Genomic DNA, 13,025 nt, shown 5'->3' on the forward strand with positions numbered 1-13,025 from the left:
CTGTACGCATCGCCCTGCTTGTGGAGGAGGTACGGATGAGTAGGCCGCTGCTCGTGGCCTTGGGTCACGAGTTTGTGGACGAGGTGCTGGACGCCCTCGGCCCGGATCTGGAGATGGAGGTCGTGGTTGGCAAGCCGGCCGTTGACCAGTGGCGTACCGCGCCCCTGGTCGTGATCGACGCGCGTTGCCGGACGCTGGCGAACGGGATGCCGGCGCATCCGCGGCTGGAGGTCGTCGCGCCGACCACGCTGTACGGCGAGCGGCTGGCCGAGGTGATCCGCGCCTGGCAGGCCGACTACCCGGACGTGGCTGCGTACGCGCTGCCGCGTGCCGCGCAGGGCCTGCGCGAGATCGTCGCTACTGCCGCCGCCAGTAGGCAGGCAGCCGAGGTACGCATCGGCGTGGTCGGCGGGCACGGCGGTGCCGGAGCGACGACCCTCGCGGTGGCGATCGCACTGGCGGCCGCCGAGGAGGGCCGACGCGCGCTGCTCGTCGACGGCGCCGGACGCGGTGGAGTCGACGACCGGCTCGGCAGTCCAGCGATGTCGCTGCGGGTGGTCGACGCGCCGGACGTGCCGGCGCGGGAGATCGAGCGGATCGCAGCCGAGGTGAAGGTGGTCGACCTGGACCGGGCGCTGAACGGCGGCCAGGTCGACGCGGCGCGGCTTTGCGACCTGGTGCTGCTCGTCGCGAACGTGCAGCGCAACGCCGCCGCCACCCGGCGGGTGGCGCAGCGGCTGGCGGGTGCCGGCGTCCGGTTCGCCGTGGTTCCGACGTGGGCGAACGACACGGCGGCGCACGTGTTGGCCGAGGAGTGCGCGTTGCGGCTGTTGGGCGAGGTGCCGCTGGATCCGGCGTCGGTGTTCTCGGACGGCCGGGTGTATCTGATCGGGCACTGCGACCTGCTGGCCCTTGCGCGTGAACTGGTGCACCGCGCGCCGTCCATCGCTGCCCGGACGGCAGCCTGACCGTCCCCGGCCGTGCCGTACATTGACCCTGTATGGCGTTCGGCTGTGGGAGGAGAGGAACGTGAAGGTGAGTCAGGCCAAGCTCAAGGCGGTTGCCAAGCAGGTGACAGCGCAGCTGACGCAGCCAGGCCCGCTGACGCTGCCGCCGGTTGTGGGGCTCAAGGAGATCGTCCGGATGTTCGGCGTGAAGGACAACACGCCGTACCAGTGGCGGTCCAAGGGGGTCCTGCCGGCGGAGGACGGTGAGGTCAGCAACAACCCGGTGTGGAAGGTGACCACGATCTACCAGTTCGCCGAGGACACGAACCGGACGATCGTGTGGGACCCGTGGGACGTGCTGGTCGACGACGAGGCCGCGTAGCTGTGAGCACTTCCGGAGGCATTGCGGCCGTACAGACCGGGTGTAGGGTGCCGGAAAACGCATCGACCCCGCCAGGCGGTCATCTGGCGGGGCCGAGGAGAAACCCGGAACAGAGAACGGGTCGCACGCGCATCGTACGCCAGTTCGGGCGGCGGTGCGCTGGCGGCGCTGCACAGAGAGGCCGCCTGCATGGTGGACCGGTGGACGGTCGAGCGAGCGGTGAGGCACGAGCTATGCACGCTCGATCCTCCCGGCCGGCAGCTCGTCCTGACGCTGCTCACGTGGTCCGACGCGGCCACGGCGGTGATCCCCGAGCAGTTCACGCCGAGCCTGACCGATCTGCAGAAGGCGACCGGGCTCGCCCGGTCGTCGGTCGCGAAGTGGCTCAACCTGCTGGAAGGCAAGGACGGCGAGGGCGGGGAGGAGCGCCCGGAGAACAAGTGGGTGTGGCGCGAGCGGCCGACGGTCGCGGACGCCCGGCGCAAGAAGGCCCGGACGGTCTACCGAATGGGAGTGCCGCCCGACCTACTGCGGCGGCTGACCGAGCTGGGGATAGTTGGTCCGCGTGCCGGACCAGCCGCGTCCGGATCGTCCGGCTTAGGTAGTCCGGTGGGCGGACCAGTGAGGGGCCAGGTTGGTTCGGCACGCGGACTAGAGCTAGTCCGCCAGTCGTACCGAGTTGGTCCGCCACGCGGACGCAAGACATACAGGGAACAAGAAACGGTTGGTCGCGGCGCGAACGGTGACCACCGGTACGTCGAGGGGCCCAACGGCAGATGCGCCCACCCCGGGTGCAACCGCTCGGCCCCGCTGCACGGCCCGAACCTGCGGGCCGTGTCCGAACAGGACGGGAGTGTGATCGGAGAGTGAGGGTTCACCTCGTGCCGGTCGACGTCGCGCAGTGCGCGACGTGCGGCGGCGAGCTGGTCCCCGCCGGGGACGACTGGCGGCATCCGGTGCAGGGCGGCTGCACCGAGCTGGGCACTCCGGTGATCTGCCGGACCGGCGACTGCGGCCTGCCGGCCGCCGTGGGCAGCGAGGTCTGCCTGGACTGCTCCGGCGTCTTTTCGTCGCCCGAAGGTGTACGGCTACGGTCCCCAAATGCGGCCGTATAGAGTTTATGTAGGTTCGTTCACGTGGAAAGGGACGAGATGAGTTCACGGTTCATGCCAGCGACCCGGAAGAAGGCGAAGGCGCGGATCGCGCTCGCCGGGCCGAGCGGGGCGGGGAAGACCCTGACCGGCCTCAAGCTGCTCTACACGCTGACCGGGGCGGCCACCATCGCTGACGGCCTGGAGCGGATCGCGTTCGTCGACACCGAGCGGGACTCGGCCGACAAGTACGCGGTCAACCCGGAGCTGCCCGGCGTCGGCGACATGACGCCTGAGGAGGCCGGCGGGTACGGCTTCCAGAAGTTCTCTCCGGTGCGGTACGACCCTCGGCAGCTCGTCGAGCTGATCGATGAGGCGGCCCTGGCGGGCTTCACGGGTTTCATGCTCGATTCGGCGTCGCACTACTGGTTCGGGCCCGGCGGCATCCTGGAGCTGGTCGACCTGTTCGCCCGCAACCACGGCGGCCGGTCGATGGACGGGTGGAAGGATGTGCGCCCGATCGAGCGGGCGTACATCGAGGCCCTGATGAGCTTTCCCGGACACGTCGTGGTGTGCCTGCGGTCGAAGCAGCGCTACGAGATCACCGAGGGCGCGGACGGCCGGAAGCAGGTGTCCAAGCTGGGCATGCAGCCCGACCAGCGCGACGGGCTGGAGTACGAGTTCGACCTGGTGGGCGACCTCGACCAGGCGCACTACCTGCGGGTGACGAAAAGCCGCTGCGATGCCCTGGCCGACCAGGTAATCCACAAGCCGGGTGAGGAGCTGGGTCACCAGCTGCTCGACTGGCTCGACAACGGCGAGCCGCCGAGGGATCCCGACTGGCCCAAGGCCCTCGCCGCGTGCGCTTCGCGGGAGGACCTGGCGGTGCTGTGGCAGCGGGCGCAGCGGCTCGGCAAGACGCAGAAGCTGAGGGACGCCTTCAACGCGCGGGGCGTGGAGATCGCCGCCGCGCGGCGTGCCGCCGAGGCTCCGGGCACGCAGCTCGCCAGCGCGGTGACCGAGGCGGCCGGGGCGCGTGCGGCCGACCCGGACGCATCCGAGGAAGCGGCAGCGCAGCAGGCCCGCGACGCCCGGCAGATGGCGACGGTCGGCGGCCGGCAGCCGGAGACGACGGGAGTGGGCAGGTGATGGGTCCACAGCAGCGGGCCATGCGGGCGGCGGTACTCAAGGCCTTGCTCGACGAGGTCAAGAAGGCGTACGACGCGGCGCGGACCGAGGCCGACACCGGCATGGTCGGCCTGAACCACTCGTTCGGTGTGACGACGATCGAGGTTCGGCTGCCGGGCTACGACGGTGCCGTGGCTCAGGTGACGCTCAACGAGCCGAAGACGGGCTTCGTGGTCGAGGAGGCCGGTCTCCTGGCCTACTGCAAGACGGAGCACCCGACCGAGGTTCAGGCGACCGTCCCGGAGCCGGTGGAGTCGGTGCGGCCGGCGTTCCGGAAGGCGCTGCTCGGCCGGTTGCAGGTCGAGCGGGACGGCACCGTTGTCGACGGTGAGACGGGCCGGGTTCTCGACTTCGTGGAAGTCGCGGATCCGCCGCCGCCGTCGACGACGCTGACCTTCAAGAAGGGCGGCCGTGAGGAGGTGGCGGCGGCCTACCGGGATGGTCGGCTGTCGCTGCCCGAGCTGCTGGCGTTGCCGCCGGCACCGCAGGAGTAAGCGGTGCGGGGCCGGGCGGTGTGTGAGCTCCACCCGGCCCTGCTCCACGTCGGAGGCCGGGAGGTGGGCGGTGGCGATCGACGCGAGCCTGGTGCGTGACGGCCTGGTCGACGTCGATGCGTTCACCGCGGCCGCCGAGGGCGGGCCGGTGGGGGTGTGCGACGGCTGCGGCGGGCTGCTCGACGGGTCGGCGCAGGACGGCGGCGGGCTGGTGTGGCTGACGATCCGCTGCCGGTCGTGCGGTGCGGAGCGGACGTCGCCTGGCGGCCGGTGCCGGCCTCGGCCGGCGGGGTGGCGGCCGGCGCCCCGGGCGTGGGTGCTGGAGGCGGCGGCCGATTTGGAGGCGCGGCGGCTGGGTGAGCGGCCCGCGCGGGACTAGCCCGTTCCGCCCGCCCACAGCCGACCTCAGCGGGCACCGGTCATCTCCCCACCCCACTACCCGATAGGCGGCGTTCGGCGATCTCCGTGGAGGGGTGGCGCCCCGCTCGTGTGACCTGTTCCACGGCCAGCGCTGTACATAAAACCTGTACGCCGGGACGTGTGTCCGCCTACAATGAATATGTACACAAGACCCTCACTGACAAGGAGAAGAGGATGCTGACCTACGAGGAGATCCTGGAGCGCGCCCTGCTTATCGCCGCCGAGGACCTGGCCCTGGAGGAGGCCGCCGAGACGGCCGGCGACAAGCCGCTGACCGACGACGACAACGAGCCGGTCGAGGTCCGCGAAGTTCAGACGCTGGCCGACGCGGGCTTCATGACGCGGGACAACGGCATCGTGATCCGGCTGACCGACGGCCGCGAGTACACCCTGACCCTCAACCAGTACCGCTGACCGAGCCGGCGGGCGCGCACCGAGCGCGCCCGCCGCTTCCGTTCGCGACCCGACCTGACCTGACCTGAGCGAAGGAGTCAAGAGGGATGACGGCCCTGACCTGTACGCGCCCAGTGACCGTCCCGACCTTCGCCGCCGAGTTCGCACCTGAGCAGGACGGCGGCCCGTGCACCGAGCCGGCGGTTGCCCGCCTGGTGACCGAGCACGACGGCGAGAAGTGCGGCGACGGTGGACTGTGCCTGTTCGACCCGGCCGACGGCCTGGAACTGGACCCGTGGACGCAGACGGAGCTGCTGTGCGCCAGTCACCTTCACGAGCACCAGGCGGCGGTGGCGGAGCGCGGCGAACTGGTCGGCGAGACGCTGACCGAGCTGTAGAGACCGACGACGGCCGCCCGGCGCCTGCCGGGCGGCCTCGACCTGTTGGAGGAAAACGAGTGGACGCATTGGAGTTCCTGGGCCGCACCGACCCGGAGTCGCCGCCGCCCCGCACCAGCGTGGAGATCACGGTGTGCCTGCCGGCGTTCGTGGTCGGCGGCGTGGCCGGCGACGAGTGGACGCCGTGGTGCCTCGGCTGCGGCCGAGACATCGCCGACGGTCAGGTGGCGGTGAAGCTGGGTGGGCTGCGGATGCACGAGGGCTGCGCGCGACAGCGCCTCGACCCGACGGTCCCGCGCGCCGCCTGGATTGCCGTTGCCGAACACATCGCGGCAGCGCCGAGCCGGCACCGCGCGGCATCGGTCCGCGCAGCACTGTGGACGCTGGCGGCGATGCTGCGCGGCGCCGGCACCGACGGGGCCGGCGGCACTGCCGCCGGAACTGCCGGATAGGGCCGGAGATGGTTTACGTGGAGAACGCACTGCCGGAACGTCCGAGCAAGGGCGCGTGGGTGGTCGCCTGGTCGGCATTCGCTGCCGGCATCGGAGCCAGCCTCGCCGCGAACATCGCGCACGCCGCAGACGGCATCGGGGCGAAGTTCGTTGCCGGCTGGCCGCCGCTGGCGCTGCTGCTGTGCTCCGAGGTGATGATGCGGGTGCCGGCACCGCGGCACCCGCTGATGAGGGCCACGCAGATCGTCGGCACGGTGATCGTTGCCGGGGTCGCTGCCGTGGCCAGCTATCGGCACATGAAGGCCCTGGCCCTGGAGTACGGCGAGGACAGCCTAACGGCGAGCACCCTGCCGCTGTCCGTCGACGGCTTGGCGCTGGTCGCGTCGATCGGGCTGATGGTGCTCGCGCGCCAGCGGAGCGCGGCGATTGCCGCCGAGCGCGCTGCCGCCCTGCCGCTGGCCCAGCTAACGGTGCCTGCCATGCCGGTGCCGCCTGTGGACCCGGTGCCGCCTGTCGACCCGGTGCCGGACCCGGACCCGGTGCCGTTGCCGGTGCCGGAGTCGCCAGTCGACCCGGTGCCGTTGCCGGTGCCGGTGCCGGAGTCGCCAGTCGACCCGGTGCCGTTGCCGGAGCCGGTGCCTGCGCATGGACCGGCCCGCGTGCCGCTGCCGCACCTGGAGCCGATCGTGCCCCCAGCCCCGTGGCCACGGCAGCAGGCGCTGCCGCCGCCGCCCGACCGGGTGCCCTCGACTGACCGGACGCCGGCTCCGCCGGATGCCGCGACGGAGGAGCTGTGGGCCGCCGCTCGCAAGGTGTGGAAGGACTCGGCGGCCGCCGGGAAGCCTCTGACGGGCGTGGCACTCGGCCAGCGGTTCGGCAGGAGCGAGAGGTGGGGCCGGAACCGCATCAAGGAAGCGCGAGCCGAACTCGCCGGGGCCGGCGAACGTGGCCGGCAGGAACCCCTTGTGCCGGCCGGCACCGGGATCACGTAAGAGGGCACATCCACGGCGACAGGTGGGCTTCGCCGTAGTGGCAATCTATACGGCCGCAGTGGTTAAATGTGACCGGCCTTGCCGTTCCGCGGCCGGGCCGGTCGCGGATCCGGTCAGGAGCACAGTCGGGGGACGGTAAGCCTGATCGGTTCCATACCGCGACAAACAGCCCGGGGTCCTCACAGAGGGCCCCGGGCTGCTTGCGTCTCAGTCACGGGCTGTCAGGCGCGGGTGTAATGTGTCGCGGAAATGACAGCGACGAAGCGGTAACTCATACGCACCTGTAGGTAGCACGGTGCTATGGGGCACTGCTAACTTATAGGCGGGCCTGGACCGGCCCACCTACTGATGCGGCGCGCGGCAGGCCGGGCCACACCGGTCCGCCGGTACGAGAGTGTCGCGGAGCGTCAACCGGGACAGCCGAAGCGGCTGAGGCGCGGGGGTCAACAGGTGCGGTGTTACGGGTACGACGAGACAGGGCGCGCGGTCATTGAGGCCGAGGCCGCAGTGATCCGTGATGTGGTGCGGCGAGCGCTGGCCGAAGAGAGCCTTCGGTCGATCGTCGCCGACCTTCGCCGGCGCGAGATCCTGACGTCGGCTGGCCGCCCGTGGACGCAGCAGTCGCTGTCGCGACTGCTGCGCAACCCGCGGCTCGCGGGCCTGCGCACGTACAAGGGTGAGGTCGTCGGCAAGGGCCAGTGGGACGCCATCATTCCCAGGGAGACGCATCGGAAGCTGCTGACTCTCCTGGATGCCCCGGAGCGGAAACAGCCGTTCGCCACGAACGTGCGGAAGTACCTCCTGAGTGGCGGCTTCCTGATGTGCGGCTACCCGTTGGAAGGCGAGGGCGACGACACGCAGCGCTGCGGGAAGTGGTTGTACACGCAGCCGAGCAATAGTGGCAAGCGCGGATATGTGTGCCGGTCGGGCAGCCCCAGCTATGGGTGTGGCCGTATCCGCATCGCGGCCGCCAGTCTGGAGGAAGAGGTCGCCGCCCGTGCGCTGGCGCGGCTGGCTTCACCGAAGGTGCGCGGCCGGTTGACGGCGGCGCTTGCGAAGGCACCGTTGGCCGGCGAGGACGTCGACAAGGCGCTGGCGGCGATCGACGAGCGGCTCGTGGAGGCCGGCCAGGAGTACGCGCGTCGTCATATCAGCCTGGTAACCCTCAAGGCGATCGAGGACGAGGCGAAGCAGGAACGCAAGAGCTTGCAGGAGGCGCAGGCCCAGGCGCTGCGGCTGCGGTCGCTGCCGTCGACCACTGCGGAGGGTTTGGCCGAGTGGTGGGTGGACGCGCCGCTGGAGCGTCGGCGGGAGCTGCTGGCGTTGGTGCTGGACCGGATCGTGGTGCGGCCAGCGACGCGCCCAGGAGCGACGCAGCTCGACGCTGACCGGCTGGAATTCGTCTGGAAGTAGCTGACCAGACCGCTACGATCATTGCGTCGAGACGGCGTCCACTTTCGCTCGTTCGGTCGGACGTGGTCCGACTTTCGGGTTGCGAAACCTGTTGCACAGTGTTGCCTCGGTTTACGATCTCTGTCACCGCTTTCTTAACAGCGGCTTAAGCCCTCTAAGTGGGTGTGGGGTCGCAGTGCCATCGCTGGCACATCGAGGTAAGAACGGGGGCACTACTTTGCCGCGCAGGCGGAAGATCGAGATCCTGTCACTGGCGCAGCGGATCGAGGCTGAGGTTGCATCCGGGCGTGTCGATGACGTCGAGATGAGCGACGAGCAGGTGCGGAGGGTGGCCGGCCTGCTGCTGCCGCCGGCTCCGAAGCCTCCGGTGCTGGGTGGGCGTCCATACCGAAGCGCCAGGGGGGCGGACCGGCTGCCGACATGGGGTGCTACGGCGGTGGCCCAAGGGTCGATTGCGTCGGCGGCGGCGCCCTTCATGTAGCCCCTCAGTGTACATAGAACATTGACGGCAAGATCGTTTCCGCATACAATGAATATGTACGACAAGCGTACATCGTTCAACGTGGAGGAAGACGATGGTTGCGACCGCGACGGCCAAGAAGCCGACCCTGCGGACCATTGCCGTCAGCAAGATCGAGGCGGACCCGGACCAGCCTCGCAAGCTGTTCACCGAGGAGGAGCTGGCCGAGCTGGCGACGTCAATGACTAAGCTCGGCCAGCTCCAGCCGATCGCCGTCCGGAAGACGAGCAAGCCGGGTCACTACCGCCTGGTCGTCGGCGAGCGGCGCTGGCGGGCAGCCCAGCAGGGCGGCATGGAGCACCTGGCCGCGATGGTCTGGGAGATGGACGACGAGGCGGCGTTCATCGCGCAGGTCGCCGAGAACGTCAACCGGCAGGACATGACGCCGATGGAGGAGGCCGCCGCCTACGCGCGCCTCGCCGACGCAGGCTGGGAGACGCGGGCGATCGCCGAGCTGTTCGGCAAGAGCGAGCCGTACATCGGATGGCGGATCGACCTGCTCGGCCTCATCGAAGACGCGAAGGATCTCGTCGCCAAGGGGCAGCTGCAGGTGGGCGTCGCCTGGTACGTGTGCCGGCTGTCACCCGACCAGCAGCGGCGGTTCCTGGTGAAGTGGGCGCGTGGCGAGTTCTCGTCGGCGCGGGACGCCGAGGCGTTCGCCAAGGCATGCAAGGCCGCCGAGGAGCAGGCGGAGTTCTTCCAGATCGACAAGGGAGAGCACGACGAGGAGGCGCAGGCCGAGGTGGTCGCCAAGCGCAAGAAGGTCGTGAGCAAGATCGAGGGGCTGGAGGCGGCCGGGAAGATCCTGCACGAGCTGTCGCAGATGGACGCGGGGGAGTTGGCGCGGCTGCTCGCCGGGGCCGAGGGCGGCGTGGCGGGGCACCGGCAGCGCGTCGACGACCTTCGGGCGCTGGCGAGCAAGGTGTCATCGAAGCTGCGCAAGGCGCAGGCCCTGGCTGCGGCCGTCACCGTCGAGCTGGACCCGGAGGCCGTCGCGGTGGTCCCGGCGGAGGTCTTCGACGTGACGTCGGTCGGTCCGATCAAGGTGGACCCGAACTGCGAGTGGGAGGGCCACGACAACGCGGTGGAGGAGGCCGGGTTCTGCTCGGTGTGCCAGCACTGAGCAAAGCAGGGTGCGGCGCCCCGCGCGATATGCGCGGGGCGTTCGCGCCATCCGGCGAGCCCTGTCCCGGTGTCGGGCGAGTGCGTATGCTCCCGGCGTGGAGGCCCAGCGTGGCAGTGAGCTGTACGGCCGCAGTTTGACCGCAGTGTCCGACTAGGATACAATGTTTATGTACAACGCTCGGCTGTTGGAGGCGATCGGCGCGTGCAGTCTGGTCACGGTCCTGTGGGCCTGGCCCCTGCCGCACGAGCCGGCCGACCTCCAGCAGGCGATGCGGCAAGCACAGGCCGAGCTCTACCAGCAAGCGCGGATGATGAACGCGGTCCCGCTCGGGCCGGCGACCTACCGGGTCGCACTCCGGGCGGTGTTCGACACCCACGTCGGCCCGGCGCTCGTCGCAGAAATAAAGGCAGCTCGCCTGCCGGAGGAACCGAACAGAGAGGGAACACAGTGTCCGCGAGATGTACGGCCGCAATGCGGCATTGCGCCGATGTGACCGCGCGAGGGGTGCTCGCGTGAAGACGATCGCCGGGATCGAGGAGGAGGCCCGCCAGGTCAAGGCGGCACTGCCCGGCTATATCGCGATCCGCGAACTGGCCGCCGCAGCGCTGACCGGGATGGCGGACGACCTCGGCCTGGACCTGGAGGAGCGGAACGTCCGCGACCTGGCCACTGCCGTGGTCGACGCAATCCATAAGCCGGCCGAGCTGCAAGGCATCGCCTTCGCGTGCACCGTCGCCGACCTGGAGGTGGCCGCCAACGACCGGTGGTTGCTCGCGCCGGCGAGGGAGAAGGCCAAGTCCGACCCCGATACCCGCAAGGCGCTGCCCTACCTGGAGCAGTACGCCGAGGGCGCGCAGAAGGTCCGCAACGAGCTGGTCGAGCGGCTGGCCAGGGTCGGCCGCGAGTGGAAGGCGGACCGGAGGCAGGCGGCAGTCGTGGCAATGTCTCCGGCCGAGGCCCGAGCCGAGTCGAGGGCTGCGGCATGACCGAGCCCGTCGTCGCCGTGCCGCAGCTCGCCCCGGAGCAGGTCGCCCGGATGCGGGCGGCGTGGGAGCGGTTGTGCCGCCACCTCGCGGAAGCCTTCGAGGCGCTGCGGGAGCTGTTCCGCCAGATCGGTGTCGCCATCCGCCGCGCCTTCGCCCCGCTGGTCCGCCTGGCGGACCAGCGGCGGGTGCGGCTGAGGGTGATGCACCTGGCGTACCGGCGGCGGCGGGGTCGGTAGTGGCCGGCACGGAGGTGGAGACGGCGCGGGACCGGGCGTTGGCCCGGGCCCGCGCCGCCCGGCGCGAGACGGGAGCCGAGCTACCCCCGCGACGCAGCCGGCCGCCCGCACTGCGGCCGCTGGCCGCCGAGCCGGTCACCGACAGCGTGGCGACCCTGGCCACCCGGTACCTCGTCGACGGCTACACGCCGGACGACGTGGCCGAGCGGTTCGGAGTCGACCGCAGCTGGTGCCGGGCGATCGCCGCCCGGCTGCGAGGGAGGAGGTAGCCGATGCCTGACCAGGTGCCGGCCAGCCCCGACGAAGAGCCCGTCGAGTGCGAGGACTGCGGACGCCCGCTGCGGACGCAGCGTGCACGCATGGAACGGGTGGGACCGAAGTGCCGCCGCAAGCGGCTGGAGTTGATGGGAGGAGCAGCATGGCGGCGCTCGTCAGGCTCGGGGACCGGCTGATCACGCCGGTGGTGGAAGCGAAGGCGGTCCTGCCGCTGCCGCTGCCGCTGGACGCCGCGCCCACCGGTGACGGCGAGGTCATCGAGCTGGAGTTGCTGACCATCCAGGGCCCCCCGTCGGTGGTGGCGTCCGCGCTGGACGCCCTGGCCTCGCACCTGGACGACCTGATCCCGGTGATCGGGAAGTTCTACGACGATCATGCAGAGCCCAATGGGGGATGAGTTGCAGCTGTTCACGAGCCGCTACCAGCGGTTCCGCCCCGACCAGGGGGCGCCGGTCCGGACGACCGTCGGCGCTCCCCGATTCCCGTTGCCGTACGAGCTGGCCGGGTACGCCCGGCTCCTCGCGCCGAGCTACGGAATGCTCAAGATGGCTGAGGGTCCGTACCGGCACATCTATCTGGAGCGCCTGGAAGCCGCCGGTGTCGACCTGATCTCCGAGCAGCTTGCCGAGATCGCCGACTACGCCGGCAGCGATCAGCTCGTCCTGCTCTGCTTCTGCGACCTGTCTGTGCCACCGCCGGACAACTGGTGCCACCGGCGCATGTTCGCCGCCTGGTGGGAAGAGCAGACGGGCCGCGAAGTACGCGAACTGGCCGAGCGGCGCGAACCGCCGGCCCCCACCCTGTTCGACTGACCGAAGGAGTTCACGTGGAAATGACTCTCGACCGGTCGCCCGCCGACGACGCGGGCGCACCCCTCGACCTCGACCCCGAGTTGCAGCCCGGCGAGTCCGGGTACTTCTCCGGCGAGTGGCTGGAGTACGACTCCGACGCCGGCAGCCGCTTCGAGTCGGCGTACGCCGGCACGCTGATCCGCCGCTGGAACGGCTGGGCGGTGTGGAAGTGCACCCGAGAGGTTGCTGAGGCGATCGTCACCGACCAGGAGGCGGAGCGCCGGCACCTGCGCGCAACCCTCCGGGCGCAGGGCGTCGCCGAGCCGAAGCTGACCAGGATGGTCGACGCCGACGTTCCCGAGATGCGGTGGGACGGCGACGTGATCGTGGTCGACCGGCGTCCGTACGGCGAGGACGAGCCGGAGCTACGGATCGCGCCCGACGAGCGCGGCATGTACGTCGTGATGGGTGGCAACTGGACGTGGGAGGAAGTCCCGGTTGACGCCGCCGACACCGTGCACGGGTCCGTGGCACTGTAGCCGTATAGGTGGGGGCCGGTCCGTTGGGCCGGCCCCTTCCGCTTGGGCAAGATCAGCGGTGATCCCGGCGGGATAACGGGCGGGAACAGCGGGCTACAAGCGGCCACAAGGGAGTACGAGTAGACACAAGCTGACCAGGGTCGATAGGATTACCGCAGGTCAGCGACCCGAGCCGTGGGGGTTCAAGTCCCCCCTCGGACACAGTTTCCCCGCATATCTGCGTGATGTGACGTACCGGTGGTCAAGCGAGTTTGACCACCGGACTCCAGCTCCTAACGCCGTCTTCCCCGCCTCGTCTCGGGGGTGGTCGTGGTGACTGCCCGGGTCGTGTCAGCGGTGGTACCGCCCTCGATTCCCGCTGGGCCGAGGGGTGAACCGACC

General features: G+C 70.3%; 20 protein-coding genes. All 20 read left to right on the plus strand.

The window, feature by feature from the left end; translation table 11 throughout:
* Positions 1-35: 35 nt before the first annotated feature.
* Positions 36-968, plus strand: a complete 933-nt coding sequence (locus tag AC507J_RS12190) for a hypothetical protein (protein ID WP_496289234.1) — start codon at positions 36-38, stop codon at positions 966-968.
* A 61-nt stretch (positions 969-1,029) separates the two neighbouring features.
* Positions 1,030-1,329: a hypothetical protein gene (locus AC507J_RS12195; protein ID WP_496289235.1), complete on the plus strand. Its 300-nt coding sequence runs from the start codon at positions 1,030-1,032 to the stop codon at positions 1,327-1,329.
* An 866-nt stretch (positions 1,330-2,195) separates the two neighbouring features.
* Entirely contained in the window at positions 2,196-2,444 is a 249-nt protein-coding gene (locus tag AC507J_RS12200; RefSeq protein WP_496289236.1) for a hypothetical protein, read from the plus strand.
* Positions 2,445-2,495: 51 nt separating this feature from the next.
* Positions 2,496-3,569, plus strand: coding sequence for an AAA family ATPase (locus AC507J_RS12205; protein ID WP_496289237.1), 1,074 nt, complete (start codon positions 2,496-2,498; stop codon positions 3,567-3,569).
* The gene (locus AC507J_RS12210; protein WP_496289238.1) at positions 3,566-4,102 is read left to right on the plus strand and encodes a hypothetical protein; all 537 of its coding nucleotides are present in this window, start codon (positions 3,566-3,568) and stop codon (positions 4,100-4,102) included. The genes AC507J_RS12205 and AC507J_RS12210 overlap by 4 nt, the downstream gene beginning before the upstream one ends.
* A 70-nt stretch (positions 4,103-4,172) precedes the next feature.
* On the plus strand, positions 4,173-4,481 hold the full coding sequence (locus AC507J_RS12215) for a hypothetical protein (RefSeq protein WP_496289239.1): 309 nt from the start codon (positions 4,173-4,175) through the stop codon (positions 4,479-4,481).
* A gap of 215 nt (positions 4,482-4,696) precedes the next feature.
* Positions 4,697-4,936 (plus strand): hypothetical protein, encoded by a 240-nt coding sequence (locus tag AC507J_RS12220; protein ID WP_496289240.1) that lies wholly within the window; start codon positions 4,697-4,699, stop codon positions 4,934-4,936.
* An 86-nt stretch (positions 4,937-5,022) separates the two neighbouring features.
* Positions 5,023-5,313: a hypothetical protein gene (locus AC507J_RS12225; RefSeq protein WP_496289241.1), complete on the plus strand. Its 291-nt coding sequence runs from the start codon at positions 5,023-5,025 to the stop codon at positions 5,311-5,313.
* A gap of 59 nt (positions 5,314-5,372) precedes the next feature.
* The gene (locus AC507J_RS12230) at positions 5,373-5,765 is read left to right on the plus strand and encodes a hypothetical protein (RefSeq protein ID WP_496289242.1); all 393 of its coding nucleotides are present in this window, start codon (positions 5,373-5,375) and stop codon (positions 5,763-5,765) included.
* 17 nt (positions 5,766-5,782) lie between these two features.
* The gene (locus AC507J_RS12235) at positions 5,783-6,757 is read left to right on the plus strand and encodes a DUF2637 domain-containing protein (RefSeq protein ID WP_496289243.1); all 975 of its coding nucleotides are present in this window, start codon (positions 5,783-5,785) and stop codon (positions 6,755-6,757) included.
* A 348-nt stretch (positions 6,758-7,105) separates the two neighbouring features.
* Entirely contained in the window at positions 7,106-8,170 is a 1,065-nt protein-coding gene (locus AC507J_RS12240; RefSeq protein WP_496289244.1) for a recombinase family protein, read from the plus strand.
* 575 nt (positions 8,171-8,745) lie between these two features.
* Entirely contained in the window at positions 8,746-9,813 is a 1,068-nt protein-coding gene (locus AC507J_RS12245) for a ParB/RepB/Spo0J family partition protein (protein WP_496289245.1), read from the plus strand.
* Positions 9,814-9,982: 169 nt separating this feature from the next.
* The gene (locus AC507J_RS12250) at positions 9,983-10,309 is read left to right on the plus strand and encodes a hypothetical protein (RefSeq protein ID WP_496289246.1); all 327 of its coding nucleotides are present in this window, start codon (positions 9,983-9,985) and stop codon (positions 10,307-10,309) included.
* A gap of 19 nt (positions 10,310-10,328) precedes the next feature.
* Positions 10,329-10,802: a hypothetical protein gene (locus AC507J_RS12255; protein WP_496289247.1), complete on the plus strand. Its 474-nt coding sequence runs from the start codon at positions 10,329-10,331 to the stop codon at positions 10,800-10,802.
* Positions 10,799-11,038 carry a hypothetical protein gene (locus AC507J_RS12260; RefSeq protein ID WP_496289248.1) on the plus strand — a complete coding sequence of 80 codons (240 nt, stop codon included), beginning with the start codon at positions 10,799-10,801 and terminating at the stop codon, positions 11,036-11,038. The genes AC507J_RS12255 and AC507J_RS12260 overlap by 4 nt, the downstream gene beginning before the upstream one ends.
* A complete protein-coding gene (locus tag AC507J_RS12265) occupies positions 11,038-11,307 on the plus strand; it encodes a hypothetical protein (RefSeq protein WP_496289249.1) in 270 nt (89 codons plus the stop codon). Before AC507J_RS12260 ends, AC507J_RS12265 begins: the two co-directional genes overlap by 1 nt.
* Positions 11,308-11,310: 3 nt before the next feature.
* Complete coding sequence (locus AC507J_RS12270; RefSeq protein WP_496289250.1) at positions 11,311-11,490, plus strand: DUF6011 domain-containing protein; 180 nt, start codon at positions 11,311-11,313, stop codon at positions 11,488-11,490.
* Positions 11,457-11,711: a hypothetical protein gene (locus AC507J_RS12275; protein ID WP_496289251.1), complete on the plus strand. Its 255-nt coding sequence runs from the start codon at positions 11,457-11,459 to the stop codon at positions 11,709-11,711. The genes AC507J_RS12270 and AC507J_RS12275 overlap by 34 nt, the downstream gene beginning before the upstream one ends.
* Entirely contained in the window at positions 11,701-12,126 is a 426-nt protein-coding gene (locus AC507J_RS12280; protein WP_496289252.1) for a hypothetical protein, read from the plus strand. Before AC507J_RS12275 ends, AC507J_RS12280 begins: the two co-directional genes overlap by 11 nt.
* A 14-nt stretch (positions 12,127-12,140) precedes the next feature.
* On the plus strand, positions 12,141-12,644 hold the full coding sequence (locus AC507J_RS12285; protein WP_496289253.1) for a hypothetical protein: 504 nt from the start codon (positions 12,141-12,143) through the stop codon (positions 12,642-12,644).
* Positions 12,645-13,025 lie beyond the last annotated feature (381 nt).

This window comes from Micromonospora sp. PRAS1 (assembly GCF_059553435.1).

Coding starts and splice junctions, on each gene's coding strand:
- AC507J_RS12190 (WP_496289234.1), top strand. CDS start 36: ATGAGTAGGCCGCTGCTCGTGGCCTTGGGTCACGAGTTTGTGGACGAG.
- AC507J_RS12205 (WP_496289237.1), top strand. CDS start 2,496: ATGCCAGCGACCCGGAAGAAGGCGAAGGCGCGGATCGCGCTCGCCGGG.
- AC507J_RS12220 (WP_496289240.1), top strand. CDS start 4,697: ATGCTGACCTACGAGGAGATCCTGGAGCGCGCCCTGCTTATCGCCGCC.
- AC507J_RS12225 (WP_496289241.1), top strand. CDS start 5,023: ATGACGGCCCTGACCTGTACGCGCCCAGTGACCGTCCCGACCTTCGCC.
- AC507J_RS12240 (WP_496289244.1), top strand. CDS start 7,106: ATGCGGCGCGCGGCAGGCCGGGCCACACCGGTCCGCCGGTACGAGAGT.
- AC507J_RS12245 (WP_496289245.1), top strand. CDS start 8,746: ATGGTTGCGACCGCGACGGCCAAGAAGCCGACCCTGCGGACCATTGCC.
- AC507J_RS12250 (WP_496289246.1), top strand. CDS start 9,983: ATGTACAACGCTCGGCTGTTGGAGGCGATCGGCGCGTGCAGTCTGGTC.
- AC507J_RS12260 (WP_496289248.1), top strand. CDS start 10,799: ATGACCGAGCCCGTCGTCGCCGTGCCGCAGCTCGCCCCGGAGCAGGTC.
- AC507J_RS12270 (WP_496289250.1), top strand. CDS start 11,311: ATGCCTGACCAGGTGCCGGCCAGCCCCGACGAAGAGCCCGTCGAGTGC.
- AC507J_RS12275 (WP_496289251.1), top strand. CDS start 11,457: ATGGCGGCGCTCGTCAGGCTCGGGGACCGGCTGATCACGCCGGTGGTG.
- AC507J_RS12280 (WP_496289252.1), top strand. CDS start 11,701: ATGGGGGATGAGTTGCAGCTGTTCACGAGCCGCTACCAGCGGTTCCGC.